At 62.4% G+C, this 26114-nt stretch carries 28 protein-coding genes and 2 tRNA genes; 14 read left to right on the top strand and 16 right to left on the bottom strand.

All coding sequences use genetic code 11. The features are described 5' to 3' along the window. Window positions 1-12 precede the first annotated feature (12 nt). Window positions 13-777 (top strand): NAD kinase, encoded by a 765-nt coding sequence (locus ACE3PR_RS13720; protein ID WP_374372880.1) that lies wholly within the window; start codon window positions 13-15, stop codon window positions 775-777. Between the two features lie 117 nt (window positions 778-894). Here ACE3PR_RS13720 and ACE3PR_RS13715 read toward each other — a convergent pair whose 3' ends face one another. Continuing rightward, a complete protein-coding gene (locus ACE3PR_RS13715; RefSeq protein WP_374372878.1) occupies window positions 895-1779 on the bottom strand; it encodes an N-formylglutamate amidohydrolase in 885 nt (294 codons plus the stop codon). Window positions 1780-1855: 76 nt separating this feature from the next. Between ACE3PR_RS13715 and argE the strand changes: the two genes are divergently transcribed. Next, window positions 1856-3016, top strand: coding sequence for an acetylornithine deacetylase (gene argE / locus ACE3PR_RS13710; protein ID WP_374372876.1), 1161 nt, complete (start codon window positions 1856-1858; stop codon window positions 3014-3016). A 127-nt stretch (window positions 3017-3143) separates the two neighbouring features. Here the strand turns inward: argE and ACE3PR_RS13705 are convergent, their stop codons facing one another. Both ACE3PR_RS13705 and ACE3PR_RS13700 read right to left on the bottom strand, forming a co-directional pair. After that, window positions 3144-3494 (bottom strand): hypothetical protein, encoded by a 351-nt coding sequence (locus ACE3PR_RS13705; protein ID WP_374372873.1) that lies wholly within the window; start codon window positions 3492-3494, stop codon window positions 3144-3146. 13 nt (window positions 3495-3507) lie between these two features. Next, complete coding sequence (locus ACE3PR_RS13700) at window positions 3508-4458, bottom strand: DMT family transporter (protein WP_374372870.1); 951 nt, start codon at window positions 4456-4458, stop codon at window positions 3508-3510. A gap of 280 nt (window positions 4459-4738) precedes the next feature. Between ACE3PR_RS13700 and speB the strand changes: the two genes are divergently transcribed. Continuing rightward, window positions 4739-5731, top strand: a complete 993-nt coding sequence (gene speB / locus ACE3PR_RS13695) for an agmatinase (RefSeq protein WP_374372867.1) — start codon at window positions 4739-4741, stop codon at window positions 5729-5731. Here speB and ACE3PR_RS13690 read toward each other — a convergent pair. Continuing rightward, window positions 5718-6638 carry a DMT family transporter gene (locus ACE3PR_RS13690; protein ID WP_374372865.1) on the bottom strand — a complete coding sequence of 307 codons (921 nt, stop codon included), beginning with the start codon at window positions 6636-6638 and terminating at the stop codon, window positions 5718-5720. The genes speB and ACE3PR_RS13690 overlap by 14 nt on opposite strands. Window positions 6639-6849: 211 nt before the next feature. Between ACE3PR_RS13690 and ACE3PR_RS13685 the strand changes: the two genes are divergently transcribed. The 8 genes from ACE3PR_RS13685 (at window position 6850) to ACE3PR_RS13650 (ending at window position 13163) form a co-directional block, all read left to right on the top strand. Beyond that, on the top strand, window positions 6850-8175 hold the full coding sequence (locus tag ACE3PR_RS13685; RefSeq protein WP_374372863.1) for an NAD(P)/FAD-dependent oxidoreductase: 1326 nt from the start codon (window positions 6850-6852) through the stop codon (window positions 8173-8175). 5 nt (window positions 8176-8180) lie between these two features. After that, the gene (gene hisI, locus ACE3PR_RS13680; RefSeq protein WP_374372861.1) at window positions 8181-8594 is read left to right on the top strand and encodes a phosphoribosyl-AMP cyclohydrolase; all 414 of its coding nucleotides are present in this window, start codon (window positions 8181-8183) and stop codon (window positions 8592-8594) included. A gap of 94 nt (window positions 8595-8688) precedes the next feature. Continuing rightward, entirely contained in the window at window positions 8689-8877 is a 189-nt protein-coding gene (locus ACE3PR_RS13675; protein ID WP_374372859.1) for a hypothetical protein, read from the top strand. A gap of 57 nt (window positions 8878-8934) precedes the next feature. Further along, window positions 8935-9561 carry an arylformamidase gene (gene kynB, locus ACE3PR_RS13670; protein WP_374372856.1) on the top strand — a complete coding sequence of 209 codons (627 nt, stop codon included), beginning with the start codon at window positions 8935-8937 and terminating at the stop codon, window positions 9559-9561. Continuing rightward, on the top strand, window positions 9561-10802 hold the full coding sequence (gene kynU, locus ACE3PR_RS13665; protein ID WP_374372853.1) for a kynureninase: 1242 nt from the start codon (window positions 9561-9563) through the stop codon (window positions 10800-10802). Before kynB ends, kynU begins: the two co-directional genes overlap by 1 nt. A 117-nt stretch (window positions 10803-10919) precedes the next feature. Next, a complete protein-coding gene (locus ACE3PR_RS13660; protein WP_374372851.1) occupies window positions 10920-11162 on the top strand; it encodes an Lrp/AsnC ligand binding domain-containing protein in 243 nt (80 codons plus the stop codon). A 47-nt stretch (window positions 11163-11209) separates the two neighbouring features. Further along, window positions 11210-12424 (top strand): ABC transporter substrate-binding protein, encoded by a 1215-nt coding sequence (locus ACE3PR_RS13655; protein WP_374372849.1) that lies wholly within the window; start codon window positions 11210-11212, stop codon window positions 12422-12424. A gap of 73 nt (window positions 12425-12497) precedes the next feature. Then, window positions 12498-13163 carry a haloacid dehalogenase type II gene (locus ACE3PR_RS13650; protein ID WP_374372847.1) on the top strand — a complete coding sequence of 222 codons (666 nt, stop codon included), beginning with the start codon at window positions 12498-12500 and terminating at the stop codon, window positions 13161-13163. Here the strand turns inward: ACE3PR_RS13650 and ACE3PR_RS13645 are convergent. From ACE3PR_RS13645 to ACE3PR_RS13620, 6 genes are read right to left on the bottom strand one after another with little or no spacing between them, the layout of a single operon-like run. After that, complete coding sequence (locus tag ACE3PR_RS13645) at window positions 13160-14104, bottom strand: branched-chain amino acid ABC transporter permease (protein WP_374372845.1); 945 nt, start codon at window positions 14102-14104, stop codon at window positions 13160-13162. The two genes, ACE3PR_RS13650 and ACE3PR_RS13645, sit on opposite strands and share 4 nt — an antisense overlap. Next, window positions 14104-14994, bottom strand: a complete 891-nt coding sequence (locus tag ACE3PR_RS13640; protein ID WP_374372842.1) for a branched-chain amino acid ABC transporter permease — start codon at window positions 14992-14994, stop codon at window positions 14104-14106. Before ACE3PR_RS13640 ends, ACE3PR_RS13645 begins: the two co-directional genes overlap by 1 nt. 8 nt (window positions 14995-15002) lie before the next feature. Then, window positions 15003-15707, bottom strand: a complete 705-nt coding sequence (locus ACE3PR_RS13635) for an ABC transporter ATP-binding protein (RefSeq protein ID WP_374372840.1) — start codon at window positions 15705-15707, stop codon at window positions 15003-15005. Beyond that, window positions 15694-16485, bottom strand: coding sequence for an ABC transporter ATP-binding protein (locus ACE3PR_RS13630; RefSeq protein WP_374372839.1), 792 nt, complete (start codon window positions 16483-16485; stop codon window positions 15694-15696). The genes ACE3PR_RS13635 and ACE3PR_RS13630 overlap by 14 nt, the downstream gene beginning before the upstream one ends. Next, complete coding sequence (locus ACE3PR_RS13625; RefSeq protein WP_374372837.1) at window positions 16482-17990, bottom strand: SDR family oxidoreductase; 1509 nt, start codon at window positions 17988-17990, stop codon at window positions 16482-16484. The genes ACE3PR_RS13630 and ACE3PR_RS13625 overlap by 4 nt, the downstream gene beginning before the upstream one ends. Before the next feature lies 1 nt (window position 17991). Then, window positions 17992-19230, bottom strand: coding sequence for a dienelactone hydrolase family protein (locus ACE3PR_RS13620; RefSeq protein WP_374372835.1), 1239 nt, complete (start codon window positions 19228-19230; stop codon window positions 17992-17994). A gap of 244 nt (window positions 19231-19474) precedes the next feature. On the opposite strand from ACE3PR_RS13620, the gene ACE3PR_RS13615 reads away from it, so the two are divergent. Next, window positions 19475-19717 (top strand): hypothetical protein, encoded by a 243-nt coding sequence (locus ACE3PR_RS13615; RefSeq protein WP_374372833.1) that lies wholly within the window; start codon window positions 19475-19477, stop codon window positions 19715-19717. Window positions 19718-19726: 9 nt separating this feature from the next. Here the strand turns inward: ACE3PR_RS13615 and ACE3PR_RS13610 are convergent, their stop codons facing one another. Beyond that, complete coding sequence (locus ACE3PR_RS13610) at window positions 19727-20620, bottom strand: LysR family transcriptional regulator (RefSeq protein WP_374372830.1); 894 nt, start codon at window positions 20618-20620, stop codon at window positions 19727-19729. 148 nt (window positions 20621-20768) lie between these two features. Here ACE3PR_RS13610 and ACE3PR_RS13605 point away from each other — a divergent pair, with 148 nt between their 5' ends. Beyond that, the gene (locus ACE3PR_RS13605; protein ID WP_374372828.1) at window positions 20769-21203 is read left to right on the top strand and encodes a DoxX family protein; all 435 of its coding nucleotides are present in this window, start codon (window positions 20769-20771) and stop codon (window positions 21201-21203) included. 232 nt (window positions 21204-21435) lie between these two features. Here the strand turns inward: ACE3PR_RS13605 and ACE3PR_RS13600 are convergent, their stop codons facing one another. The 4 genes from ACE3PR_RS13600 to ACE3PR_RS13585 form a co-directional block, all read right to left on the bottom strand. Further along, window positions 21436-22251, bottom strand: coding sequence for a DUF4145 domain-containing protein (locus tag ACE3PR_RS13600; protein WP_374372826.1), 816 nt, complete (start codon window positions 22249-22251; stop codon window positions 21436-21438). 18 nt (window positions 22252-22269) lie between these two features. Further along, a tRNA-Arg gene (locus tag ACE3PR_RS13595) sits at window positions 22270-22346 on the bottom strand. 5 nt (window positions 22347-22351) lie between these two features. After that, window positions 22352-22660, bottom strand: a complete 309-nt coding sequence (locus tag ACE3PR_RS13590) for an ETC complex I subunit (protein WP_374372824.1) — start codon at window positions 22658-22660, stop codon at window positions 22352-22354. Between the two features lie 155 nt (window positions 22661-22815). Beyond that, window positions 22816-22892 (bottom strand) — tRNA-Pro (locus tag ACE3PR_RS13585). Between the two features lie 189 nt (window positions 22893-23081). Here ACE3PR_RS13585 and ACE3PR_RS13580 point away from each other — a divergent pair. Next, window positions 23082-23459, top strand: a complete 378-nt coding sequence (locus ACE3PR_RS13580; protein ID WP_374372822.1) for an HU family DNA-binding protein — start codon at window positions 23082-23084, stop codon at window positions 23457-23459. A gap of 88 nt (window positions 23460-23547) precedes the next feature. Here the strand turns inward: ACE3PR_RS13580 and ACE3PR_RS13575 are convergent, their stop codons facing one another. Beyond that, window positions 23548-26007 (bottom strand): response regulator, encoded by a 2460-nt coding sequence (locus ACE3PR_RS13575; RefSeq protein WP_374372819.1) that lies wholly within the window; start codon window positions 26005-26007, stop codon window positions 23548-23550. Window positions 26008-26114: the final 107 nt, after the last annotated feature.

Here is a 26114-nt window from a genome sequence, read left to right as displayed (position 1 = left end):
GGAATTACCGTCTTGAGCATTCCGAGCATCGCTTTCGTGGCGGCCGAATCACCGGATGCCCAAGCTGCCCTGGCCGATCTCACCGCCCGCTATGGCGCCGGCGACGAGAATGCCGAAGTGATCGTGGTGCTGGGCGGCGACGGCACCATGTTGCGCGCCCTTCACGACACCATGAACCGCCCGGTCCGGATCTTCGGCATGAATTGCGGCACAGTCGGCTTTCTCATGAACCGCTATGACGCCGTGGGCCTCCCCGAACGCCTCGCCCGGGCCGAGCAGGTCACCCTCCACCCCTTGCAGATGATCGCCAAGACCAGCGACGGGATCGAACACAAACTGGTCGCCATCAACGAGGTCTCGTTGCTGCGGGAATCCGCCCAGGCCGCCAAGATCAATCTGGAGATCGACGGCAAGGAGCGCATGGGCGAACTGGTCTGCGACGGCGTCATCGTGGCGACGCCCGCCGGCAGCACGGCCTACAACCTCTCGGCCCATGGCCCGATCCTGCCGCTCTCCTCCGCAGTCCTCGCTTTGACCCCGATCAGTCCGTTCCGGCCGCGGCGCTGGCGCGGGGCCATCCTGCCGCAACGCGCGAAACTGCGCTTCATCATCCGCGAGCCGAGCCGCCGCCCGGTCAGCGCCACGGCCGATTACAACGAAGTCCGGGAAGTGACCGAAGTCACCGTCCGCCAGGACCCCAGCATCGCACTCAACCTGCTGTTCGACCCGGAACATCATCTGGAAGAGCGGATTTTGCAGGAGCAGTTTCAGGCTTAGAGGCCCCATTCCAGCTGTCATCCCCCGCGAAGGCGGGGGATCCACGAGTTTCTTTCATCAGTCTCGCTGAAACTCGTGGATGGTCCGCCTTCGCGGACCATGACAAAGAGCGACGCGCTAGCCCTTAACCTGCCCCAGTGCGAAGGCGCAGATATCGGCGATCAGGCGTTCGATATCCGCCTTCAGGCCACCGAAGCCCTGATGCTTCTCGATGCGGTCCTCATCCATATAGAGGCCGCGATTGACCTCGATCTGCAGCGAATGCCGCCCCGCCAGCGGTCGGCCGAAACGTTCGATCAGTTCCGCGCCCTTGAAGGGGTGGTTGAGCTGGACCGAATAGCCCAGCGCACGCAAGCGGGCCGCCACGAATTCGGTGAAGGCCGGATCGCAGCTCGCCCCCTCCCGGTCGCCGAGGACGAAATCGTCTCGCGGGATGCTCTTGCCCTGATGCCGTCCCGTGGTGCGCATGGAATGGCAGTTCACGTGCCAGACCGCGCCGAAGCGCGCGAGGCGTTCGTCGAGCATAGTTTCAAGCTCAGCATGATAGGGCCGGTGATAGCTGTCGATCCGCGCCATCACCTCATCCACCCGCAGCGGCCGGTCATAGATCTCGACCCGGCCCTTGATCAGGCGCCGCACCAGCCCGAGGCCCATTTCCGCCTTTTCGCTGGCGCGGATCGGGCGCGGCCAGGGGCCTTCCAGCATACCGCTATCGATCTCGTCCTCATGCCGGTTGGGGTCGATATAGGCGCGCGGAAACAGGGCCTTCAGGAATCCGGCACCGGAACCGGGGGCGGCCTCATATAGATCGTCGACGAAGGCATCCTCGGCACGGCGCAGCATGTCGCGCGGCACGACATGATCGAAATCCTCCGGATAGGCATACCCGCTATGGGGTGAATCGAAGACCACTGGCGCAGGAACAATCGCCGGCACCGGCTCGTATCGCACGAGAATGCCGGGCAGATGTTTCACCGTCAGATGCTTTTCCTGCGCCGACAAACTTTTCGCCTCGCCTTGCCATTATCAGCCTCCCCGGTATGCTCTCCGGACGGACCCGTCAATAGGAGTTACCATCTTGGCCCCGCGCCCCGAGAGTCTGGAGATGATCCGCCGCCTGGTGGCCTTCGATACCACCAGCCGCAATTCCAATCTCGACCTTATCGCCTTTGTCCAGGATTACCTCGACGGCTTCGGCATCAAGAGCCAGTTGATGAAGGACGAGACCGGCAAGAAGGCCAATCTCTACGCAACGATCGGTCCTGATGACAGGGCCGGCTATGCGCTTTCCGGCCATACCGATGTGGTCCCCGTGGACGGCCAGGATTGGGCAAGCGATCCCTGGAAAGTGAAGGAATCAGACGGCCGCCTCTATGGCCGCGGCACCACCGACATGAAGGGCTTCGTCGGCGTCGTGCTCACCGCCGTGCCCGAGCTTGCCAAGCGCGAGCTCACCACGCCGGTACATCTTCTCTTCTCCTATGATGAGGAAGTGGGATGCGTCGGCGTGCGACGGGCATTGGAGATCATCAAGGACTTTCCGGTGAAACCCCGGGGCTGCATCATCGGCGAGCCCACCTCGATGAAGGTCGCCATCGCGCATAAGGGCAAAAAGAGCCTGCGCTGCCATGTCCACGGCCTGGAATGCCATTCGTCGCTGGCACCCCAGGGCGTCAATGCGGTGGAATACGCCGCCGAAGTGATCGGCTATCTGAAGCGCATGGGGCGGCGTTTCGCCAAGGAAGGCCCCTTCGACCCCGATTACGACGTGCCGCACACGACCGTTCATACCGGCATCGTCAAAGGCGGCACCGCGCTCAACATCGTGCCGAAGGATTGCAGCTTCGATTTCGAGTTCCGTTATCTTCCGGCCCAGAGCCCCGACGATCTGGTGGCCGAAGTAAAGCGCTTCGCCGATGAGGAACTCGCCAAGGAAATGCGTGCGATCAGCGGCGAGAGCGGTTTCTCCTGGGAGCCCATCTCGGCCTTCCCCGGCCTCGACACCGCCGAGGATGCCGAGATCACGGTGATCGCCAAGGCGCTCGCCAAGACCAACGACACGATCAAGATCGCCTTCGGCACCGAAGGCGGCCTCATCCAGCAGATCGACATCCCGACCGTGATCTGCGGCCCCGGCTCGATCGAACAAGCGCACAAGCCCAATGAATGGGTCACCCTAGACCAGATCGCGCAATGCGAGGCGTTCCTGGAACGGCTGGTGGAGAAGATGAGTGGGTAGGGAAATCTAAAATTCTTGTCATGGTCGGCGAAGGCCGACCATCCACGAGTTCGCTTGCCATCGAAGAAAGTAAGTCGTGGATCCCCGCCTTCGCGGGGATGACAAATTTACACTGGTAGAGTGGTCCTCACAAATTATGCCGCTTCTTCCAATCCACCGGATAGAGCGCGTAGCAGACGATGGCCTTTTCGCCCTCATAGGTGATCGGCGTCTTTTCCGGGAGCCAGATCACATCGCCGGGACCGGCTTCGATGACGCCGCCCGGATGCTTCAGGCGGAACCAGCCTTCGATGACGATGATCATCTCGTCATAGAGCACGGTCCATTCGATCGAGCAGCCGTCGAATTTAGCAAGGCCGACGCCCATCGTATGCGAGACGTCAGGCCCCACCAGGCGGCTGATCTCGGCCGTGCCCGGCGGGCCGCCATAGGTCTCGAATGTCATTTCGCTACGCTTGTAGTGTTTCACGTCGGCCATGATTTTCCTCCGTTCAGGAAGGCTGCGCGGCATTGAGCGCCGGATCCATTTTCTTCGCCTTCAGCAATTGCAGTTCCGACATTAGCACGCCCAGGATCACCAGCACGCCCCCCAGAATCTGCGGCCAGGTGGGCAGCGTGCCGGAAAGTGCAAAAATGCCAATCGCCACCACGGGCACCAGATTGAGATAGAGGCTGGCCACCACCACGCCGGTGCGCTTCACGCCGAAATTCCACAGATAGACGCCAAAGGCCACCAGCACGACGGTGACCCAGGCGAGCACCAGCCAATCAACCGGATCGGTCGCCATGGGTGGCGGCAGGATAGCAGCACCTAAGGCCGCCGCGACCAGATAGATCACAATGAGGCCGGCGCCGCCGGTGGTCATCGTCGTGGTGGTGATGCGCAACTGGCTCCAGCCGCGGCACCAGCGCTGGGCCGCCGTCGAATACCAGGACCAGCAGGCGAAGGCGGTCACGATCAGGATCTCGCCGCCGCGGAAATCGAACATGTCGCCGGCCCCGAAATGCACCGTCGCCAGCGCACCGCCGATGATGGCGAGCAGGATGGCGGGCAGCATGCGCTTATCGAGCGGCACGCGGAAGACGACGAGATCGACGATCGCCGCGACAGCCGGGCTGGTGGCACTGAGGATCGCCGCCGTCACCGGATGGCAATGCTGCACGCCCACCGTATAGAGCGCCGAATAGATACCGATACCGATGATTCCCAGCGGCCAGATGCGCCAACCCGGGCGCGTAACCGCGGCGCCCGATGCCGGCGGTGCCTTGCGCCGGTCGATCAGAGAAAGCGCCACCCACATCAGCGGCACGGCGCCCACATAACGGAAGGCTGCCAGGAAATAGGGATCCCAAATATGGAGGAGATGCGCCACGGCAGGTACCATCGTGCCCCAGAGCAGCGCCAGGAGCAGCAGGCCGAAATAGCCAATCCATTTGGTCATGATTTTGCAGTAATCCGGGCGAAGGTGGGAACGGGCCGCCAGCAAACAATGGCTCGACACTCTGCTAAAGCTTGCTTATCTTCGTCAAGTTCGCGGCAGCAAACGACACTGTTTCGAGCATGAGACCAGCCGGGGGAGAGCCTCGGCAAGTTTGAGACGCGCTGAAAGCCGACCATCGGGGGAGAGCCCCGGATAATCCGACATCTTTTCGACGAGCTATCCCAGGCGACCATTGGGGGAGATCCCCAAATGAGCAAACCCAGGAACGGAATACATCAACATGGCCACCGACCAGCATGACCACAGCGAGATCAAGATCGACGGCGCCATCGCGCGCAAATCACCCTACGGCCTCGCCCTCGAACCCACCTTCGCCGGCGTGCTTTCTTTCATGCGCCGCAATTACAGCAAGGACCTCGCCAATGCGGAATTGGTGATCAGCGGCGTGCCGCTCGATCTCGCCACCACGCATCGCCCCGGCGCGCGGCTTGGGCCGCAGGGCATCCGGCTGGCTTCCGCCGAAGTGGCCTCGCTGAAACCCTATCCCTGGGGTTTCGATCCCTTCGAGAATCTGGCCGTGATCGATTTCGGCGATTGTTATCTCGACGTCCACAACCCGATGACGATCCACGACGCCATCGTCGATCATGCACGCCATATCCTGAAATCGGGTGCGCGCATGTTGACCTTCGGCGGCGACCATTACGTCACCTATCCGCTGTTGAAGGCGCATGTCGAAAAATTCGGCAAGCCGCTCTCGCTCATCCATTTCGACGCCCATTGCGACACCTGGGCGGACGATACGCCTGATTCCCTCAACCACGGCACCATGTTCTACAAGGCGGTAAAGGACGGCCTCATCGATCCCAAGCGTTCGGTGCAGATCGGCATCCGCACCTGGAACGACGACTTCATGGGCATCAACATCCTCGATGCGCAATGGGTGCATGCCAACGGACCGCAGGCGGTGATCAAGGAAGTGAACCGCATCGTCGGCGATCACCCGGCCTATTTCACCTTCGACATCGATTGCCTGGACCCGGCCTTCGCACCCGGCACCGGCACGCCGGTCTCGGGCGGTCTCTCCAGTGCGCAGGCGCTGGAAATCGTGCGCGGCTTCACCGAACTCGATCTGGTCGGCATGGATGTGGTCGAGGTGGCCCCGCCTTTCGATCAGAGCCAGATCACGGCCCTCGCCGCCGCCCATCTCGCCTGCGACCTCATCTGCCTGCTGGCCAAGCGGAAGGCGGCAGGAAAGTTCAAACGGACCTGACCGGCTGTTTCGCCGTCAGGATGCGCCATTCCGAATAGACGATGCCGGCAAGAACCAGGACGCCACCCAGCAATTGCTGGGTGGTGGGCTGCGCGCCTTGCAACATGACCAGGATCACGATGGCGACGCAGGGTGTGAGGTTGATATAGAGCGAGGCGGTGACGACGCCGACTGCGCGCACGCCCGCATTCCATAGAACGACACCCAGCACCATCACGGTGACGATATACCAGCCGAGGCTGAACGCCTCTTCCCACCTTTCCGGCGGCGACGGCGGGAAGGAAACCCAGCCGCCCAGCGCCAGCACGGCATAGATCACGCACATAGCCGTCCCCGACGTCGCCATCGTGGCGAAGGTGATGCGCACCTGCGACCAGTCCGGGCACCAGCGTTGTGCCACCGTCGAGTACCACGCCCAGCACACGGTTGATGCAAGCACCAGCAGCTCGCCGCCACCAAACGCGATGCCGCCCTCGCCGCTGCCATCGATCGAGGCCAGCGCGCAGCCGACAACACTGGCGATGATGCCGGGCACCATCAGCTTGTTGAAAGGCAGACGGAAGAAGACACGGTCGGTCACGGCGGCGACGGCCGGCGCCGCGGCTGTGAGGATTGCCGCCAGGATCGGATCGCTGAATTGCACGCCCACGGTATAGAGGATGGCAAAGCCGCCATTGCCGACGACACCGAAAAACCAGACCTTCGAAGCCGGAACATGTACCGGCGCGGGGCGATTGCGGTCGGTCCACAGCATCATCAGGAACAGCAAGGGTGCCGCCCCCAGCGAGCGCACCGCGACCAGGAAATAGGGATCCCAGCGTTCCAATTGATACTTGGTCAGTGGGATCATGCCGCCCCAGAAAAGAGCCGCCAGCAGCAGCCCCGCAATTCCCGTCCAACGACCCATATACCCCCCGGCAGGCCCGGGCATGACTGACCTCGGGCGGCGCGGCACTCTCCCAGAAGGCCCCGACCTGCGTCAAATGCCCGCGCCGCATGCCGTGATGTCCATTTGCGCATGTCGCCCGATGTGGCCCGATTGACAGTCATGCGCCGAAACCGGACATTCCCTTGCCAACCCGCCCCAATATCCGGCCGCGCTTCCGAGGAGTCACCGCTTGACCAGCATCCCTGCCCAGCCTGCCCCCAATGCCGTTCCCGCTTCTGCGGATATCGTCATCGTCGGCGCCGGCATTCAAGGCTGCGCCAGCGCCTATTACATGGCCCGAGCCGGCCTCAAAGTCGTGCTGATCGACAAATCCCGCGTCGCTGCGCAGCAGAGTTCGCGCGCCTGGGGCTTCGTGCGCGTGCAGATGCGCGACCCCGACGAAATTCCCCTGATGCAGGCCTGCAAGGAAATCTGGCGCGGGCTCGAGGCCGAGCTCAATACCGATCTCGAATGGAATCCGGGCGGCGCGCTTTATGTCACCAATCGCCCAGCCACCATGGCCTATCGCGAGAAATGGTTCCAGGACACGCGGGATATGGGCCTCGATTCAAAATTGCTGTCGCCGGCCGAAACCGCCAATCTGCTGCCGGGTCATAGCGGCCCCATTCTGGGTGGTCTCTTCACGGCCAGCGACGGCCATGCCGAACCGCGCAAGGTGGCGCCTGCCTTCGCTCAACGCGCGCGTGACTTGGGCGCCGTTGTGCTGGAAGGCTGCGGCGCCGTCGAGATCGAACGCGCCGGGGGCAAGGTGGTCGGCATCGTCACCGAATGGGGCCGCATCAAGACCGACAAGGTGATGGTCTCGGCCGGTGCCAGTTCCTGGCGCATCCTGAAGGGGCTCGGCATCTTCCTGCCGCAATCCCATATCCGCGCCTCGGTCGCCCGCACCAATATATTGCCGCATCTGACCGATGCGGCTTTCGTGGGTGACAATGTCGCCTTCCGGAAGCGCAAGGACGGCTCCTTCAACATCGCCTCCAGCCTCCACGGCGATGTCGATCTGACGCTCGATCATCTGCGGCTGACGCCTTGGTATTGGAAGCCCTATCTCGACAGCAAGAAGGGTATCGACCTCCATATCGGCGCGCCGATGCTGCGCGATTTCGCACAACGCATGCCCTGGCGTGACGAGGCGAAGTTCCCGGCAATCCACGAGCGCGAGCCGCAGATCCTGCCGCAGCAGCAGCGCCTCAAAAACGCGGTAAGTGTGCTGCAGCGGGATTTTCCCGGGATCGGGCGCGTGGGCATCGCCGAGCAATGGGCCGGCAACATCGATTCCTTGCCCGACGGCATCCCCGTTCTCGATGCGCCATCGGATCATCCCGGCCTGCTGATCGCCACCGGTTTCTGCGGCCATGGCTTTGCGCTGGGGCCGATTGTCGGGCGCGTGATGTGCGATCTGGCGACCGGCAAGAACAGCAATCTCCCGCTTCGCGCCTTCCGTCTCTCGCGTTATGCCGAGGGCGACGTGAAGCAACCCATGTCCATTTGGTGATCGCCATGACGACGACCGACATCACGCCCGACCTTGCCGCCTTCATCGACGGCCTCAAATTCGATGCCGACGGCCTCATTCCCGCGATCGCGCAACAGCACGACAGTGGCGAGGTCCTGATGATGGCCTGGATGAATCGCGAGAGTGTGCGCGAGACTTTGACCGGCGGCCGTGTCGTCTATTGGTCGCGCTCGCGCCGGGCCTTGTGGCGCAAGGGCGATACTTCGGGTCAAATTCAGCGCCTGGTCGAGTTGCGGGCCGATTGCGACCGGGACTGCCTGCTCCTCATGGTCGATCAGGTGGGCGTCGCCTGCCATACCGGACGTCGCTCCTGTTTTTTCACCGCGATCCGTGACGGTGCCCCCAAAATCGTCGCCGAGATCGTCGCCGATCCCGACAAGCTCTATCCCGCGAAATAGGATCATAACCCTGATTGGAGCAGGGTTAAGCTCTTGTTAAGTCGGCAGGACTTAGACTTTCCCTCTAAGCGGCATCCCGCCGCAAGTGAACGATATGAGCCGCCGGGAAAACGAACAGAAAGCGCTGGACATCGTGGCTGGACGCGGCGGCGACACTGCCGCCGTCAAGCCCGTGAAAAAGGGGCTGGGCGCGATGGAGATGATGGGCATTCTGCTGTGGCTGCTGGTCCTGGTGGGCGGCGGCTTGGCGGCTGTCTATTTCTTCGTCCTGGCGCCCAAGTAACGCCGGCTTCCGTATCCAGCATCCCTCGGCTATGGTTGCGCCTAGTCAAGGCGCCCCATGTCCCAGATCTACGATATTTCCCAAACCCTGCGCGTCGGCCTGCCGGTCTGGCCCGGCGATACCGCGTTCGATCTCCGGCGGATTTGGGCGATGGCGCCGGGCGTTCCGGTCAATGTCTCCGCCCTCACCCTCTCCACCCATAGCGGCAGCCATGCCGATGCGCCGTTCCACTACGATGCCGCGGGCGCACCCATCGACGCGGTCGATCCCGCCCGCTATCTCGGCCCCGCGCTAGTCGTCGACGGCCGGCAGGCCGGCGCGCTGATCGGCTGTGCCGAGATCCTCCCGCAGATCGAGCCCGGCATCGAGCGCGTTCTCATCCGCACCTATGACCGCGCCCCGCAGCTGGATTGGGACGCGAACTTCGCCGCCATCGATGCCACTCTCATCGATGAACTGGCCGCGCGCGGCGTGCGCCTCATCGGCACCGACACGCCATCGCTCGATCCGCAAACGTCGAAGACCATGGACGCACATCTCGCCGTGGCGCGGCATGGCATGGCGATCCTGGAAGGACTGGTGCTGGACGCGGTGCCGTTCGGGATTTATGAACTCATTGCCTTGCCACTCAAGATCGCCGGCGCCGATTCGAGCCCGGTGCGCGCCATTCTGCGGAGCCTCTGATGCAGTCTCTCGACCGCGCTCACTGCGAACAGCTGGATCGCGACGACCCGCTCGCCTTTGCGCGCGACCGCTTTCATCTGCCCGAAGGCGTTGTCTATCTCGACGGCAATTCGCTGGGCGCCCTGCCCAAGGCAACGGCGGCACATGTCGATCAGGTGATCCGCCGGCAATGGGGCGACGATCTTATCACCGGCTGGAACACCCATGGCTGGGTCGATCTGCCGAAACGGCTGGGCGCCAAGCTGGCACCGCTGATCGGCGCCAGCGAAGACGAAGTGGCGGTCTGCGATTCGACCTCGCTCAACGTCTTCAAGCTCCTAAGTGCGGCCTTGAGCCTGAGGCCCAAGCGCAAGATCATCCTGTCTGATATCGGCAATTTCCCCACCGATCTCTACATGGCGCAGGGTTTGGCGCAATTGCTGGGGCGCGATCACCGTCTGGAACTGGTCCGGCCGGAACAAGTGCTCGACCGCATCCATGACGATGTCGCCATCGTCATGCTGACTGATGTGGATTACCGCACCGGCCGCCGGCACGACATGGCGGCGATCAACGCCCGCGCCCGCGATGTGGGCGCTCTCACGCTCTGGGATCTTGCCCATTCCGCCGGCGCCATGCCGGTCGAACTCGACCGCCATGGCTGCGATTTCGCGGTGGGGTGTGGTTACAAATATCTCAATGGCGGCCCGGGGGCACCGGCCTTTCTCTATGTCGCCCGGCGCTGGCTGGGCGCGGCACAGCAACCCCTCTTCGGTTGGTTCGGCCATGCCCAGCCCTTCGATTTCGACACCGCCTACCGCCCACGGGACGGGATCGAGCGCTATCTGGTGGGGACCCCCTCGGTGATCGGCATGGCGGCGCTGCAATGCGGCCTTGAAACCTTCGACGGGATCGATCTTGGCCAGTTGCGTGCGAAATCCCTGGCGCTCGGCGACCTCATGATCCGTTTGGTGGCACAGGAATGCGGTGGCACGGGATTGGGCCTCGCCAGCCCCGCCGATGGACGCCAGCGCGGCAGCCAGGTCAGCTATGGGCATAACCACGGCTATCCGATCATGCAGGCCCTGATCGCGCGTCGTGTCATCGGCGATTTCCGGGCCCCCGATCTCCTGCGCTTCGGCTTCACACCGCTTTATCTCCGCTATCAGGACATCTGGGATGCCGTGGCCGTGTTGAAGACGGTCCTGGCCCAGGAGGAATGGCGCCGCCCCGAGTTCAACCGGCGGGCCGCCGTCACCTGATTGACCCATCACCGGATTGTGCCTTGCCGGGGCTGGATTTTGCCGGGACTGGATTTTGGCTGGCCGGCGGGGCAACATGCCGCCAGGATTTTACCCGAGAACAAGGAGTTGCCAGCCATGCGGCCGATCTTCGTGATGGTCAAATGCGACCCCGGCAAGGCCTATGAGGTGGCCGAAACGGCCCTCGATACGGTCCAGCAGATCGCCGAGCTTTATTCGATCTCGGGGCAATACGATCTGCTCGTGAAATGCTATCTGCCGACCGAAATGGATGTCGGCCGTTTCGTCACATCGGAACTGCAGACCCTGCCTTTCGTCAAGGACACCCTCACCCTCATCACCTTCAACGCCTTCACCTGAGATTTGCCGAATAAACGGCAAGCCAGAAAACTGGGAGACATGACATCATGAATATGCGTCGCATTCTGCTGACAACCGCGAGCCTCGCCACTCTCGCCGCCCTGACGGCAACACCGGCCCTCGCCGCCGATACCAAGATCGGCATCCTTTTCGACGTCACCGGCCCGATCGCCAGCTTCATCCCGCCGATGATGGATGCGGTGACCCTGGCCAATGACGAGGTCAATGCCGGTGGCGGCCTGCTCGACGGCCAGATGGTGACCGTGGTAGGCGACACGACCGGCGCCACGCAAGGCGCCGTCGACGCCGCCACCAAGCTGGTCAATATCGAGAATGTGCCGATCGTTGCGGGCGCGCTCATGTCGGGAACGACCTTGGCCGCCGCCAATGCCGTCACCATCCCGGCCGGCGTCCCCCTGATCTCGCCCACCGCGACTTCGCCGGATTTCACCGGGCTCAAGGACAACGACACCGTTTTCCGCATCGTGCCCTCGGATGCCTATCAGGGCGTCGTGCTGGCAAAGCTGGTACTGGACCAGGGCATCAAGACGGTCGCCCTTACCTATGCCAACAACGATTACGCGACACCGCTCGCGACCGGCTTCGCCGAGGCCTACAAGGCCGGCGGCGGCATGATCACGGCCGAGGTGAAGCATGAGGAAAAGCAGCAGAGCTACATGGCCGAACTCGGCACCCTCGCCAAGGACAAGCCGGAAGCCCTCGTGCTGATCGCCTATGCCGGCGATTCCGGCACCACCATCGTCAAGGAAGCGCTGGAGAACGATCTCTTCACCCGCTTCGTCGGCACGGACGGTCTGCGCGACAACAAGCTCATCGAGCAGATCGGCGCCGAGAATCTGGCGGGCTCGTTCTTCACCTCGCCTTCTGCTCCGGAAAGCGATGCCGCGAAGGCTTTCGAGGCCCTCTATACGGCCAAGTTCCAGACCACCAAGGACAAGATCTTCATCGGCCAGACCTATGACTCGGTCATGCTGGCCGCCCTCGCGGTCGAGAAGGCCGGCTCCACCGACCGCGCCAAAGTGCGCGATGCCTTGCGCGAGGTGGCCAGTGCACCGGGTGAAAAGATCCTGCCCGGCGAATGGAAGAAGGCCAAGGAGTTGATCGCCGCCGGCAAGGACATCGACTATTCCGGCGCCACCGGCGAGATGGAATTCGACGCCAATGGCGACATTCCCGGCGTCATCGGCCATTTCGTGGTCGAGGGCGACGGCTACAAGCAAATCGGCCTCGTCAACCCGTAACGGATAGCCATCCACCGCATCGGCCCGTCTTTCTCTCGAGAGACGGGCCGATCGCATTTCGAGGGGAACGCCAATGGCCCTCTCCGCCTTGCTCTTCGATGCCTACGGGACCCTGCTCGACATCCATGCGAGTGTCGCCAGGCACCAGGCTCGCCTGGGCGCTGACGCCGCGGCGATCTCGACCCTGTGGCGCCAGAAGCAGCTTGAATATACCTGGACGCTCTCGCTTGCCGGCGATTACCGGCCCTTCGACATCCTCACCGCAGAGGCACTCGACTTCGCCTTGGCACAGCATGGCGTCACGGATGCGGCCTTGCGCGGCGACCTCCTCGAAGCCTATCGCCGGCTCGATCCGTTCCCCGATGTGGCGCCCGTTTTGGAAATTCTGAAGGCGCGCGGGCTCAGGCTCGGTATCCTCTCCAACGGTACGGGAGCCATGCTGCGCGAAGCCTTTGCCAGCGCCGGCCTCATCAACCAACTCGACCCCTTGCTCTCGGTCGAGCGCCTCCGCTTCTACAAACCCGATCCACGAGTCTATGCCATGGCTGTGGAACAGCTCGGCCTGCCAGCCTCCGGCATCGGCTTTGTTTCCAGCAATGCCTGGGACGCCATGGGGGCCGCGCGCTTCGGCTTCCGTGTCTTCTGGCTGCGACGTCAGGATGGGCCGCTCGAATACGATCTGCTCAGGCGCACGACTCCCATCGCAAGCCTGACCGAAATCGCATCCAACCTTCCCTAATCGATGCGCTTTGGCGGACGTTCCGGCAGCACGCCCTTGGCGAAGCGCTGCAGCACGACAATCAGCAGCACGCCGATGAGGAGTGCCCGCAGGTAAGACGAGCGGGTAATCCATTCCGCCGGCAGGCGATTGGTGAAGAGCTCGGTCCCCGACCAGATCAGCCAGACCAGGGCCGCGCCCAGCAACGCCCCACGATTGTTGCCGCTGCCGCCAATGATCAGCATCACCCAGACGAGGAAGGTGGTGAGCAGGGGTTCGGTGGCACTGGCGCCGATGAATTTGAAATACATGGCGGAGAGTGCCCCGCCCAATCCCATCACCATCGCCCCGATCACGAAGGCTTCGAGACGGAAGCGGACCACATCCTTGCCGATCGCCGCTGCCGCCAATTCATTGTCGCGGATGGAGCGCATGGCACGGCCCCAGGGTGAAGTCCAGGCGCGCTCGGCGGCAAGGTAGAGCACCAGCACCAATGCGGCGACGAGTGCGAGGAAAGCGATGTTGCCCCAGGGCTGGCCGAGACTTTCGAAGGGTCGCGGCACGGTCGATATCCCCATCGTCCCATTGGCAAGCCAGGTTTCGTTCTTGAAGACGAGGCGGATGATCTCGGCGATGCCGATCGAGGCCATGGCGAGGTAATCGCCCTTGAGGCCCAGGCAGATGCGCCCGATCGGCCAGGCGATGATGCCGCTGATCAGCATGGCAACCGGCAGCGCCGCCAGCGGTGGCCAGCCGAACCCGCCCAGATGATTGGAACTTTCGGGCGCCGTCAGGATACCGGTCACATAGGCACCCACGGCGAAGAAGCCGGCGATGCCGGCATTGAAGAGACCGGCAAAACCCCATTGCAGATTGAGCGCCAGGGTCAGCACGCCATAGATCCCGATCATGGTCAGCAAGCTGAGCGCGTACATGAAGAGGCCGAACATCGGGATGTCCATCAGAGCACCCTGCCCTTGAAGAGTCCCGTCGGCCGCCAGACCAGCATCGCCACCATGACGAAGAAGGCGACCGCATTCTTGTAGGCCGGCGGCACCAGCGGCAAATCGCTGAACCAGGGATAGGTCGCAACCTCCTGCGCCACACCGATCGCCAGCCCGCCGACGATGGCACCATAGGGCCGCCCGATCCCGCCCAGGATCGCCGCCGCGAAGAGCGGCAGCAGCAGATCCCAGCCGATGCTGGGATGAAGCTTGGTATTGATGCCGGCAAAGATCCCCGCCGCCGCCGCAAGGCCGCCGCCGATGATCCAGGTCCAGCGTACGACCTTTTCGGTATCGATGCCGGAGACACGGGCGAGATCGGCATCGTCGCTCATCGCGCGCATCGCCTTGCCCATGCGGCTTCGGCTCAGAAACCAGTGCAGGGCGGCAGCGATCGCCAGGGAGACGATAATGATGACGATATGCTTCTGCGCCAGCTTGATGTCGCCGAAAAGCGGCACCGGTCGGCGGATGCCGGTCTCGTAGGACAGGGTTTCAACACCCCAGATGAGCTGGATGAGCGAGCGCAGAACCAGCATCACGCCGAACGAGGCGATGACGACAATGATGCCGGCCGAGCGCCGGAACGGCTTGTAGACGACACGGTCGATGCTCATGCCCGCCACCGCGCCGACGACCAGCGCAAAGGGCAAGGCCGCATAGACCGACCAACCGAGACCGGCCACCAAACTGTAGGCGATATAGGCGCCCAGCGTCATGAGATCGCCATGGGCGAAATGGGCGAAGCGCAGGATCGCGAAAATCAAGGAGATACCGACGGCACCCAAGGCATAGATGCAGCCGACCGCGATGCCGGGAAGAAGATAGAGATTGATGAACTCGGCCATGTCTTCCCTCACCCGCCCAGAAAGGATTGGCCGATATCGGGATTGGCGAGCAAGGCATCCGCGCTTCCGGTGAAGCGATTGCGCCCCGTCGCCAGAACGTAACCGCGATGGGCGATGCTGAGTGCCTGGCGCGCATTCTGCTCTACCAGCAGGATGCCGATCCCGGCGGCATTCACGGCGACGATGCGTTCGAATATCTGCGCCATCACCAGCGGCGAAAGCCCTGCCGTGGGCTCGTCCAGCATCAGCAGCTTGGGCTCGGCCATCAAGGCGCGGCCGACCGCCACCATCTGGCGCTGCCCGCCGGACAGCTCGCCCGCTGGCTGTCTCGCCTTTTCCATCAGCACCGGGAACAGCGCGAAGACCTGCTCCAGCATGCGCGCCTGGGAAGCGGGTTTCAGAAAAGCCCCCATCTCCAGATTCTCGCGCACGGTGAGATTGCGGAAGACATTGCGCTCCTGCGGCACATAGCCCATGCCGCGTGCGACCAATTGATTGGGCATCTGGCCCGTCACCTCGGCGCCGTCGAAAACCACCTTGCCGCTGCGCAAGGCAACAAGGCCAAAGAGAGCCTTCATCGCGGTCGATTTGCCGGCACCATTGGCACCGATGATGACCACTATTTCCGGCGTATCGACATTGAGATCGACACCATTGAGGATATCCATGCCGCCATAACCACCGACCAGCCCGGATGCCTCAAGCAGCGCCATGCTGCACCTTGCCTGGCTTCCCCTTGCCGCCACCGAGATAGGCCTCGATCACCTCCGCATTCGCACGGATCTCGGCCATCGAGCCCTGGGTAAGAACGCGGCCCTCGGCCATCACGATCACCGGATCACAAAGCCGCGCGATCAAATCCATGTCATGCTCGATCACAAAGAAGGTATAGCCGTGATCCCGGTTCAAGCGCTCGATCTCCCCGGCGATTTCCGCGAGCAGCGTGCGGTTGACGCCGGCGCCGATCTCGTCGAGCAGCACGACCTTGGGATGCCACATCATGGTCCGTGCCAGTTCCACCAGTTTCTTCTGCCCGCCGGAAAGGTTGCCGGCAAGTTCGTGCTTCACGTGATCGATGCGCAGTTGGTCGAGAACCTCTTCGGCGCGCGCCCGGATTTTCTTTTCTTCCTCCCTGACCGCGCCCCAGCGCAGCCAGGTATTCACCAGCCGCTCGCCCGACTGGCCCGCCGGCACCGCCATCAGATTCTCCAGCACGGTCATGCGGGCAAATTCATGGGCAATCTGAAAGGTGCGGGCGAGACCCTCGCGGAACAGTCTATGTGCGGGCCAACCAGTCACATCCCTGCCGTCGAGCATGATCGATCCGCCATCGGGCGCCAGCATGCCGGCGATGATGTTGAAGAGGGTCGACTTGCCCGCCCCATTGGGTCCGATAAGGCCGGTCACCGACCCCTTCGCCACGGCAAGCGAACAACCATCGACGGCGCGGATGCCACCGAAGCGCTTCACGATGTTATCGACCTGGATCATTTTGGCCGCGCGGCGGAACGCTCCGGCAGATAATTCGCAAATTCGTGCTCGACGCCCTTGGCATTGAGGGCGATGCCGCTGGCCACACCCGCCGCCATGGCGCCGGGATAGATGTCTTCCATGCGGGCACGCAGCCCCTGGATGATCGCCTCGGCCACCGCCGACGGACGCATCTTCATGCCCTCGAAGCCCGGCGTCATCGGCGTATCCACCGCCCCCGGCAACACCCCCATCACATGGGTCCCCTGCTGCTTCAGCTCCGCTCGCAGCCCTTGCGTCAGCGACAGCAGTGCCGCTTTCGAGGCCGCATAGGTCGACATCACTGGCAGATTGGCATGCGCCACCACGGTGATGAGGTTGACCATCGCGCCACCACCATTCCTGGCGAGGATCGGCTGGAAGGCCTGCGCCATCGCCAGCGTCCCCAGATAATTGATCTCCATCTCGCGCCGCGCATTGTCGATGGCGTTCGGCGTGAACAGACCCTCATTCGAATTCCAGCCGGCATTGTTGACCAGCAAGGTCACGTCGCCGCAGGCTGATGCCGCCTTGGCGACGCTGCCGGCATCAGTCACATCGAGTTGCACCGGCACGAGCTTGTCCGGCGCCACCGCTGTCAGTTGCCGCAGGGAATCGACATTGCGCGCACCACAATAGATCTTCGCGGCACCGCCGCGCAGCAGGGCACGCACGGTCTCGCTGCCGATACCGCCATTGGCACCGCTTACCAGGGCAATGGCGTTCTTGACGAGGTCTGGTCCCGTGCCCATCGCCGCGCGGGCGACGGCACCCTTGGCCGCGTCCTGCACCAGGCTCTGGTCATAGGACAGCACCACCCATTGGAAACCCTGCGCGCGCCGGTCGGCGGCCTGGGTCGCGTAGGGGGTGAAGATGCCGCAGGTCTTGCCATGGGCCTTGGCCGCGGCGAGGACCGATTGCACCGCCGCTTCGTGCTTCGGGCCGAAATCGGGAAAGGTGCCGAGCGACATGGAAAGGTCGAACGGGCCGATGAAGAGGATGTCGATGCCTGGAATGGCGGCGATCTCGGCTGCGCTCGCCACCGCCTCGGCGGTCTCGATCATCACTGCGACCAGGATGTCTTCATTGGCACCGCCGATATAACTCTTGTAATCGAGCATCGGCCGGGTGCCGCCGCCCGAACGGCTGCCCATCGGCGGATATTTCGCCTTGCGCACGACCGCCTTTGCCTGCGCCACCGTATCGACCATGGGGACGATGAGGACGCGGGCACCGGCATCGAGCACCGAGCCGATGGCAAAATCGCTGTCATCGGCGCTGCGCACCACCGGCACGGTGCGATGCCGCACCAGGCCGATCGCATGTTCCAGGCTGACGCGGTCCCACAAACCGTGCTGCATGTCGAAGACGATGCTGTCGGGACCGGATTCAGCCATCAATTCCGCGGCCGAGGGCGAGCCCAGCGTCGCCCAATGGCAGGTGACGCAGCCGCCGGCGGCAAGTTTATCCTTCAGGGGATTGCTCATGTTACTTGCCGGCGCTTTCCGCCCAACGCTTCATCAGCGTGTTCGAGGGCAATTTTTCATCAAGGAGTTTCTTGGCGGTTTCGATGCCGGCGGTTGGCAGCAATTTCGGATCGAGCAGCCCGATCTGCACCAGGACCGAAGCTTGGTCCCAATAGATATGCTCGTTATAGAGCTTGTCGCCGCGGAAGCAGACGATGGCGACGAGCGGGATCTCGACATATTTGCCGGTGGGCTTCACGCCGGGCAGCATCCAGTCGATCTCGCAATCATGGGTGAAGCAGAACAGCATCTCGTCGACCACGCGGTCGGCGCCGATCGTGCGCGAGATGGGGATGAGCTTGGTATCGGCCGGATTGGCATTGACGAAATGGTGCTGGTAGAAGCGCGCCAATTCCTTCTGCCCCACGCCACCGGTCATGGTCGGGATGTGATTGACATAGGGTTCGGCGACCATGGTCTTCATGGTGGCGGCCACATCGCGCGTCGCGAATTCGTGATAGCAATGCGCGTCCCACAGGGCAGAGAGATCGTAGCGCGGGCCGATCGCCTTGCGGAACAAAGCGATCGAGCGCGAGTGTGCCAGCGTAGATGCGGGCTTGTTGTAATGATCCCCCATCGTGCGGGCGAAGGCATGATCGACGCCGGGATAGGTATAGAGCTCGATCTCCGGCCGATCCTTGAGGGCGGTGTAGATCTGGTCACGCGCATCCTTGCCGCAATACTGATCGAGCTCGGCGAAATGCAGCACAATCGGGCATTTGATGTTCTTGGCTTCATCGAGGGAGCCCTCGATGCCGACGCCGTAATAGCCGACCGCCGCATCGACAGCGACGCGGGCCGCGGTGAGATATGCAAGCTTGCCGCCCAGGCAATGGCCCAGCACGCCGACCTTGCCGTTGCATTCCGGCCGCGCCCGCAGCGCCGTCACCGTGGCGCCGATATCGGCGATACCCTTGTCGATGTCGAAATTCTGGAAGAAGCCGAAGGCCTTCTGCCATTCCTCCGGCGAATAGCCCATGTCGACCTCGGGCTCCATCCTCCAGAAGAGGTCGGGCGCCAGCACCACATAACCTTCCTCGGCATAATAATCGGCGGTCTCGCGCACATAGGCGTTGACGCCGAAAATCTCCTGGCAGAGCACGATCCCCGGGGCCTGCGCACTGCCCCCCTTCGGCACCGCCATATAGGCGCGGAATTGACCGCCGCCGGGTGCCGCGATGTTGATATAGGTGCCAGCCATAATGCCTTGATCCCCCGTGTCTGATGCTTGTCGGCTGTCACGAGGCGAGAACCGCCTGTCAGCCATTGGCAAGAAAACTGCCCGATCGTCCCCGCCTTGGCAAGAATGGGGCATTGCGAAGCGTCCAATCGGTCGATTTCGTTCGCTGCCAAGAATCCCTTCCCCTGTGACGCAATGCCGCTAGCAGATTCAGCGGTGAAACACCATATAAACTACGCAAATCAAGCTCATGGACGGATGAGACGTGACCAAGGGTGAAGTTAAAGGCGTGGCGCAGACCATCGGCGCGATGCCATCAGTGACCGACGACCTGCTGCGGCCTGAACCCAAGATGGATCAGGTGGGCGCGGGCATGTCCGGTTTCGCCGTGTTCGGTCTCGCCTTTGCGGGTATGGCGCTTCTCGCGATCTATATCAGTTCGCCCGTCGATCTGCCGGAATTTCCCGATTGCCCGATCCAGTCGATCGGCTCCTGCGGCCAGCGCTAAAGCGGCCGCCTATTCGCCCGCCAGCAGGCGCCGCTTCTTGCGAAGCGCTCCCGAGATGAAATCGATGAAGGCCTTGATGCGCGCGGCGCGCCGGAGATCGGGATGCGTCAGCAGCCACAAGTCACTCGACATGCTGTCCACCACCGCACCGATGCGGGTGAGCTTCTCCGAACCGTCGCCAGCAAAGCAGGGCAGCACGGCGATGCCGATCCCCGCTTCCGCCGCGGAAATCTGCGCCAGCAGCGAATTGGCGCGGTAGACGAAAAGCGGCCGTGGCACGAGACGCTGGAAATAGCCGCCAAAGGCAATTGAATCCGCGCCGTCCTCCCAGCCGATCCAGGGCAGATCCGAGATCGCATTTCCCGCCTCGATCTGTGCCGCCAATTCGGGCACACCATAGGTCGCCATAGCCAGCGGACCGACATTGACCCCCACCATCGCCTCCGGTGGCGCCGAGGTTGGACGGATCGCGATATCCGCCTCGCGCCGCGAGAGGTTGAGGAAGCGGTTGTCGACGATGATCTCAAGCTCGATCTGCGGATAGCGCGCGCGGAAAGCGACGAACATCGGCAAGAGCAGCCGCTGCACCATGTCGTCGGGGGCCGTCACACGGATGCTGCCGGAAAGACTGAGATCGCCGCCGGTCATACGCCGCTCGGCCGCCAGCACCTGAATCTCCATCGCCTCGGCGGCGGCCAGCGCCACCTCGCCCACGGCGGTGAGGCCATAGCCGCTGCGGTGCCGGTCGAACAGGCGCGCGCCCAGCCGGGCCTCCATGGCATTCACCTGGCGGAAGACGGTCGCGTGATTGATCCCGAGCACCCGCGCCGCCGGCGCCAGCCCACCCGTCCGATGGATGGCCAGCACGACACGGTAATCATTCCATTCCAGCGAGTTAGCCATATCACTTGTGCGAATTTGCAAGAAACTCTGCCCATTTATGGGCAATTTATGGCGCAAACACAACGCACGATATTGCCGCGGTGACTTGCCGCACGTCGAATTCCCCACAGGGTGCGGCCCAACCTCGTTGCAGAAGGAACCCGCAACCATGACCGAGACCAACAAAGCCGCCCTCGCCGCCCTGCTGCTGCGGGTGTCCCTGGGCGTCATGTTCATCGCCCACAGCTTTATTCTGAAATATCTGACCTTTACCCTCGCCGGCACAGCGCAATTCTTCGAATCCCTGGGCCTGCCCGCTTTCCTCGCCTACCTCACTTTCGCGGCCGAGCTCGTGGGCGGCATCGCGCTCGTGATCGGCTTCCGGACCCGCCTCGTGGCCCTCGCCCTGGTGCCGATCCTGCTCGGCGCCGCCTGGGTCCATATCGGCAATGGCTGGGTCTTCAGCGCCGCCAATGGCGGCTGGGAATATCCGATCTTCCTGATCGTTGTTTCCTTCGCCAGCGCGCTCCTGGGCAGCGGCGCCTACGCACTCGACAATGTGCTGGGCCAAGCCAAAGCCAAGGCACAGCCGGCACGCGCCTGATCCCCTAAGCTGCGATCAAACAAAAGGCGTCGACGAGAAATCGTCGACGCCTTTTTTATCTCCCGCCGCGAATGGCGACCCCAGCAGGATTCGAACCTGCGACCTATTGCTTAGAAGTTCGCCAACTATTTCTTGGCGTTCATTTTTTTACTTACTTTCAATACGTTGAGGCCAAGTTGGTCGCTCAACTAGAAAACCGAGCACCGTATTTTAGGAATCCACGCATTGAGTGTTAACTTTTTTCGTCAGATTTTTCTACCTTCTGGCCTTTAATGGCTTTGGCATTACGCTGCTCAATTGCGTCCAATTCTCGCGCTGGCAAGCCTGCGTACATCGCTTTGATCCGGGTAGGTTTACTTATCAACTCGTCGACAATTAGATTCAGCAACACAAACAGCTTCGATGCGCTTGCGCGATCATCTTTCAGGTCCATCTGACCAGGGTGAACTGCGTTATTTCCTGTGACACGCAAGATGTCTAGCGCCTGCTGAATTTGCGAGTCTAGACCGTTCGCTACTAACTTGGCGATATCGTCGTTTAGATTCTTACCTTTACCTCCAAGGTCAGCGCACAGCTTCTGAACGCACAGACGAAGCAAAGCTGCAGCTCCACGCGGGGAAAGGTCAAGTATCGCAGCAGCCTCTTCGTAATCACCAATTATATGTGCAGGTAGGTCTGGATTAGCCTTGGGGGCGGCTGTCTGTGTCGGCCAAATTAGGCGATCGAATATCCAAAGCGATAGCTCCTTGCATTCCATGCAACGCGATACAAAGAGATTTCCCATACTCCTACAGCGCACCAAATCTATTTCACCAAACAGCGTCGGGCGCCCGGTAGCCAATAACTCTACAATACTAGGGACATTTCCGTTATTCGATTGCTTAAGCTGTTTAACAAAATCTTCATCTATCAAACGTGGCGCAGTGCCATTCGCAGTAGTTGCTCCATGAAGTTCAAACCAAGTTTGAGATGTCAATGTTCCACAATGCGCACAGCTAAACGCTGTAGCTTGAATAGCTGGAGCAACATACTTTCCGCGGTTGTCCAACACAGCACTCCATGAGCTTGGCGACCCCAGCAGGATTCGAACCTGCGACCTATTGCTTAGAAGGCAATTGCTCTATCCAACTGAGCTATGGGGTCAGTCCTCAATGCGTCCAGCGGCCGACGCGGTCGAAACGGAAATTGTCGGCATAGGCCTTGGGTGCAAGCTGGCGTTCGCGCGGCTCCGCGATCTCGAACGGAATGCCTTCGCGAGTCGCATAGGCCACGGCTTCTTCCTTGGTGGCGAAGGTGAGGCGCAATTGCCGCCGCGTGTCGTCGCTCGACGTCCAGCCCATCAAGGGGTCCGCTTCGCGCCGCGTTTCCGGGGCGAATTCCAGGATCCAATCCGCGCTGCGTCCCGACCGACCCGATTGCATCGCCGACTTCGCCGGCCGATAGATTCGCGCCACCATGGTGCCGTCACTCCTTGCTGAAGCGTGCTTGGATCCGTCCGATCACAGAAAAATCGCACAAAATCCTGATACTTTTTTCATTCAAAACTTGACCGAATAGACGCTGAAACGCATCGCTATTGCATTGCAGAACGTCCATACGGCCTTGTGCGGAATGGTCGGGGTGACTGGATTCGAACCAGCGACACCCTGCTCCCAAAGCAGGTACTCTACCAGGCTGAGCTACACCCCGATCCCGCAAAATCAAGCATTTCCAGCCCTTTTATCAAACCGCGCGGAAACTGCAACGGCGGATTTCCACAGGCTGGTTCCAGGCGGGAATGGGCCGGCGGTCATAGCCCGCCCCGATTCCCCATGTCGTTCCAGACCATTCAGAAGGGCCCGCGTCAAGCGCATTTCTATCGATGGGAGGCCGCTTTCTTTGTTTGCGACTCATTCTGGCGGCGTTTATGCTTCGCGACTGGGACCACCCGCATGGGCATCATTTGAGACAGAGGGGCTTATTATGGCAACTGCACCGCAAAAGACCGTGACCTTGAAGCAGCTCGGCACCGACCTCGCCGAGAAGCACGAATTGTCGAAGAAGCTGGCGAACGAGATCCTCGGCGATCTCATCACCGCCGTCGGCAAGCACCTGAAGAAGGGCGACAAGATCCGCATTCCGGGCCTTGGCATCTTCCAGGTCCGCAAGCGTCCGGCGCGCATGGGCCGCAACCCGGCCACCGGCGAAGCCATCAAGATCAAGGCGTCGAAGAAGATCGCCTTCCGCGCCGCCAAGGAACTGAAGGATTCGATCTAACCGATCCTTCGACCTTCAGGTCATCCGAAAACGCCGCGCCCAGTTTGGGCGCGGCGTTTTCTTTTGTGCGGCGACATCGGCCGGCGATCTATTCGAGGACGTCCTTCACCTTGCTGGCGAGCTGTTTCAGCGTGAAGGGTTTCATCAGGAAATGGGCCTCTTCCCCGGCATCGACCTTGCGGCGGAAATCGTCCTCGGCATAACCCGAAATAAAGATCACCTTGACGTCCGGCCGGCGCTGGCGGACCTCCTTGATAAGGGTCGGGCCGTCCATATTGGGCATCACCACGTCGCTGATGATGAGGTCGATCCCGTCCACCTGTTCGTTCATGATTTCGAGCGCCGCCTCGCCGCTGCGGGCCTCCAGCACTTTGTAGCCCTTGTTCCGTAGCGCGCGGGCCGAGAACAGGCGGACCGCATCCTCGTCCTCGACCAGCAGGACCGTGCCGATCCCGGTAAGATCCCGGGGCGTGTCCTCGGCATAATCGGCGCGGGCGGCGGTATCGCCGGCAGCCGCATGCTGGGGCAGATAGATGCGGAAGGTCGTGCCGCGGCCTATCTGGCTGTCGACGAAAACGAAGCCCCCGGTCTGGCGCACGATGCCATAGACCGTGGAAAGGCCGAGACCGGTGCCGGAACCCACCGCCTTGGTCGAGAAGAACGGTTCGAAGATACGGTCGAGAATCTCCGGTGCGATCCCTGAACCGGTATCGGCGATCTCCACCAGGACATAGTTCCCCGGCGGCATCACCTCGACGCCGCGGCTGATCGGATCGTTGGTGGTCACGTTGCGGGTGCGGATCAGCAGGCGCCCGCCATCGGGCATCGCATCGCGGGCATTGACGGCAAGATTGATGATCACCTGTTCGAGCTGACCAGCATCGGCGCGGACCGAAGCCAGGTCGCGGCCATGCTCCATCGCAAGCTCGATGTTCTCGCCGATGAGGCGCCGTATCAGATGCGAGAGCTCCGCCAGCACGTCGGTGACGTCGAGAACGCGCGGCTGCAGGGTCTGCTGGCGCGAGAAGGCCAGCAATTGCCGCACCAGATTGGCGGCACGGTTGGCGTTCTGCTTGATCTGCATGATATCGGCGAAGGATTGATCGCCCGCCTTGTGGCGCAGCAGCAGCAGATCGCAGAAGCCGATCATCGCGGTCAGCAGATTGTTGAAATCGTGCGCGATGCCACCGGCGAGCAGGCCGACCGCCTGCATCTTCTGCGATTGGGCGAATTGCGCTTCCAGCCGCTTCTGCTCGGTGGCGTCGATGAGATGGAGGATCATGCCGATGGCGCGCCCGCGATCCTCGCGGCGCGAGGCGTAGACGGTCACCGAACGCTGTTTCTCGCCCATCAGGCGGACCGTGAGCGGCGGACCGGCCCGGCCGTCCTTCATCACCAGATCGAGATGCGCCTCGGCCGCGGCGCGCTCCTCCGGCTGCACCAGATCGACAAAACGCGCCTGCGCCCATTCGGCGCCGATCAAGAGGTGCTGGAAGGCCGGATTGGCTTGCTCCACCCGACCTTCGCCATCCAGCATCAGGATGCTGGCCGGCGCTTCCTCGAAGAAGCGTTGAAAATACTGCTCGGAAACCTGCAGGGCGCTTTCCAGCTCGCGTTCGCGCGTCAGGTCATGAACCACCGAACGGGTTCTCAGGCGGACCCCGCCGCCATCGATCGATTGCATGCTGGCAACGTCGTGACGGACAAAGGCTTGGAAGGTGTGGCCGTTGGGGCCCCGCAGCACCACCTCGCCGCTATGCGCCAGCGGGTCCCGGAACGGGCTGTAGGGCGGCACGCTGGCCGGCAGGCTGTCCGCCACCAGATCGTGCAATCTTTGCCGGTAGGTGCCGTCATCGCTGGGCAGAAAGCCCAGCCAACTCGCCAGGGTGGAATTGACGAAAAGGAACCGGCCTTCCTCATCCACCGAATAGAAGCCGATCGGCGCATGTTCGATGAGGTCGGCGAATTTTTCGTGATCCGAGCGAATGAATTCCTCGATCTGGCGCTGCGCCGTCACCAACTCGGCGCCCCAGAGCACATAGCCCGGAAACCCGTCGATGCTGCGGCCAGAAATATCGAACCAATCCGAGACGCCATCGGCCGAGACGACCTCGATCTCGGTCCGTCCGCGCCCGCCTTCGGCGACACTGCGCATCAACTGGCCGAGAATCTCGGCGGCGTCGGAACCCGGCGCCACGCGCCGGCGCAGCACCTCGGGCAGCGGCCCCGTGGTTCCGGCAAAGAGCCGGCCGAAAGCATCATTGGAAAGGACGACGCGCCCCTTCGCATCGACCAATTGCCGGGCGCGGCTGGTGGCGTTGAGGCTGGCCAGCAGCAGATCGCGATGTCCGGCGGAACGGCGCCACAGCCAGGCAAGGATTCCCGCCCCGGCAAGCAGCAGCGGAACGCCCCCCAAGGCGATCATTCCCCAGGGCGATACCGCCCCGGCGTTCGCGGGATCGGCTTCCTGCGCGGCGGCGGCCATCGGCGCCACAGCGCCGCCCAGCAGGAGTGCCGCTCTTCCGATTGTCCCGCTGCCAAACCCCATGCACCGCCCCGACAACATGATTCGACGCAGGATCCCGCCCATCGCGGAATCCTGGAAGGCGAGTGTAACTGATCCCGCCGATGCGTCCAGCGCCGCAGCCTTTCCGC

Source organism: Dongia sp., assembly GCF_041909655.1.
GTDB lineage: Bacteria > Pseudomonadota > Alphaproteobacteria > Dongiales > Dongiaceae > Dongia.
The sequence above is the reverse complement of the archived record's forward strand: the minus strand, read 5'-3'. Positions and strand labels throughout refer to the sequence as shown.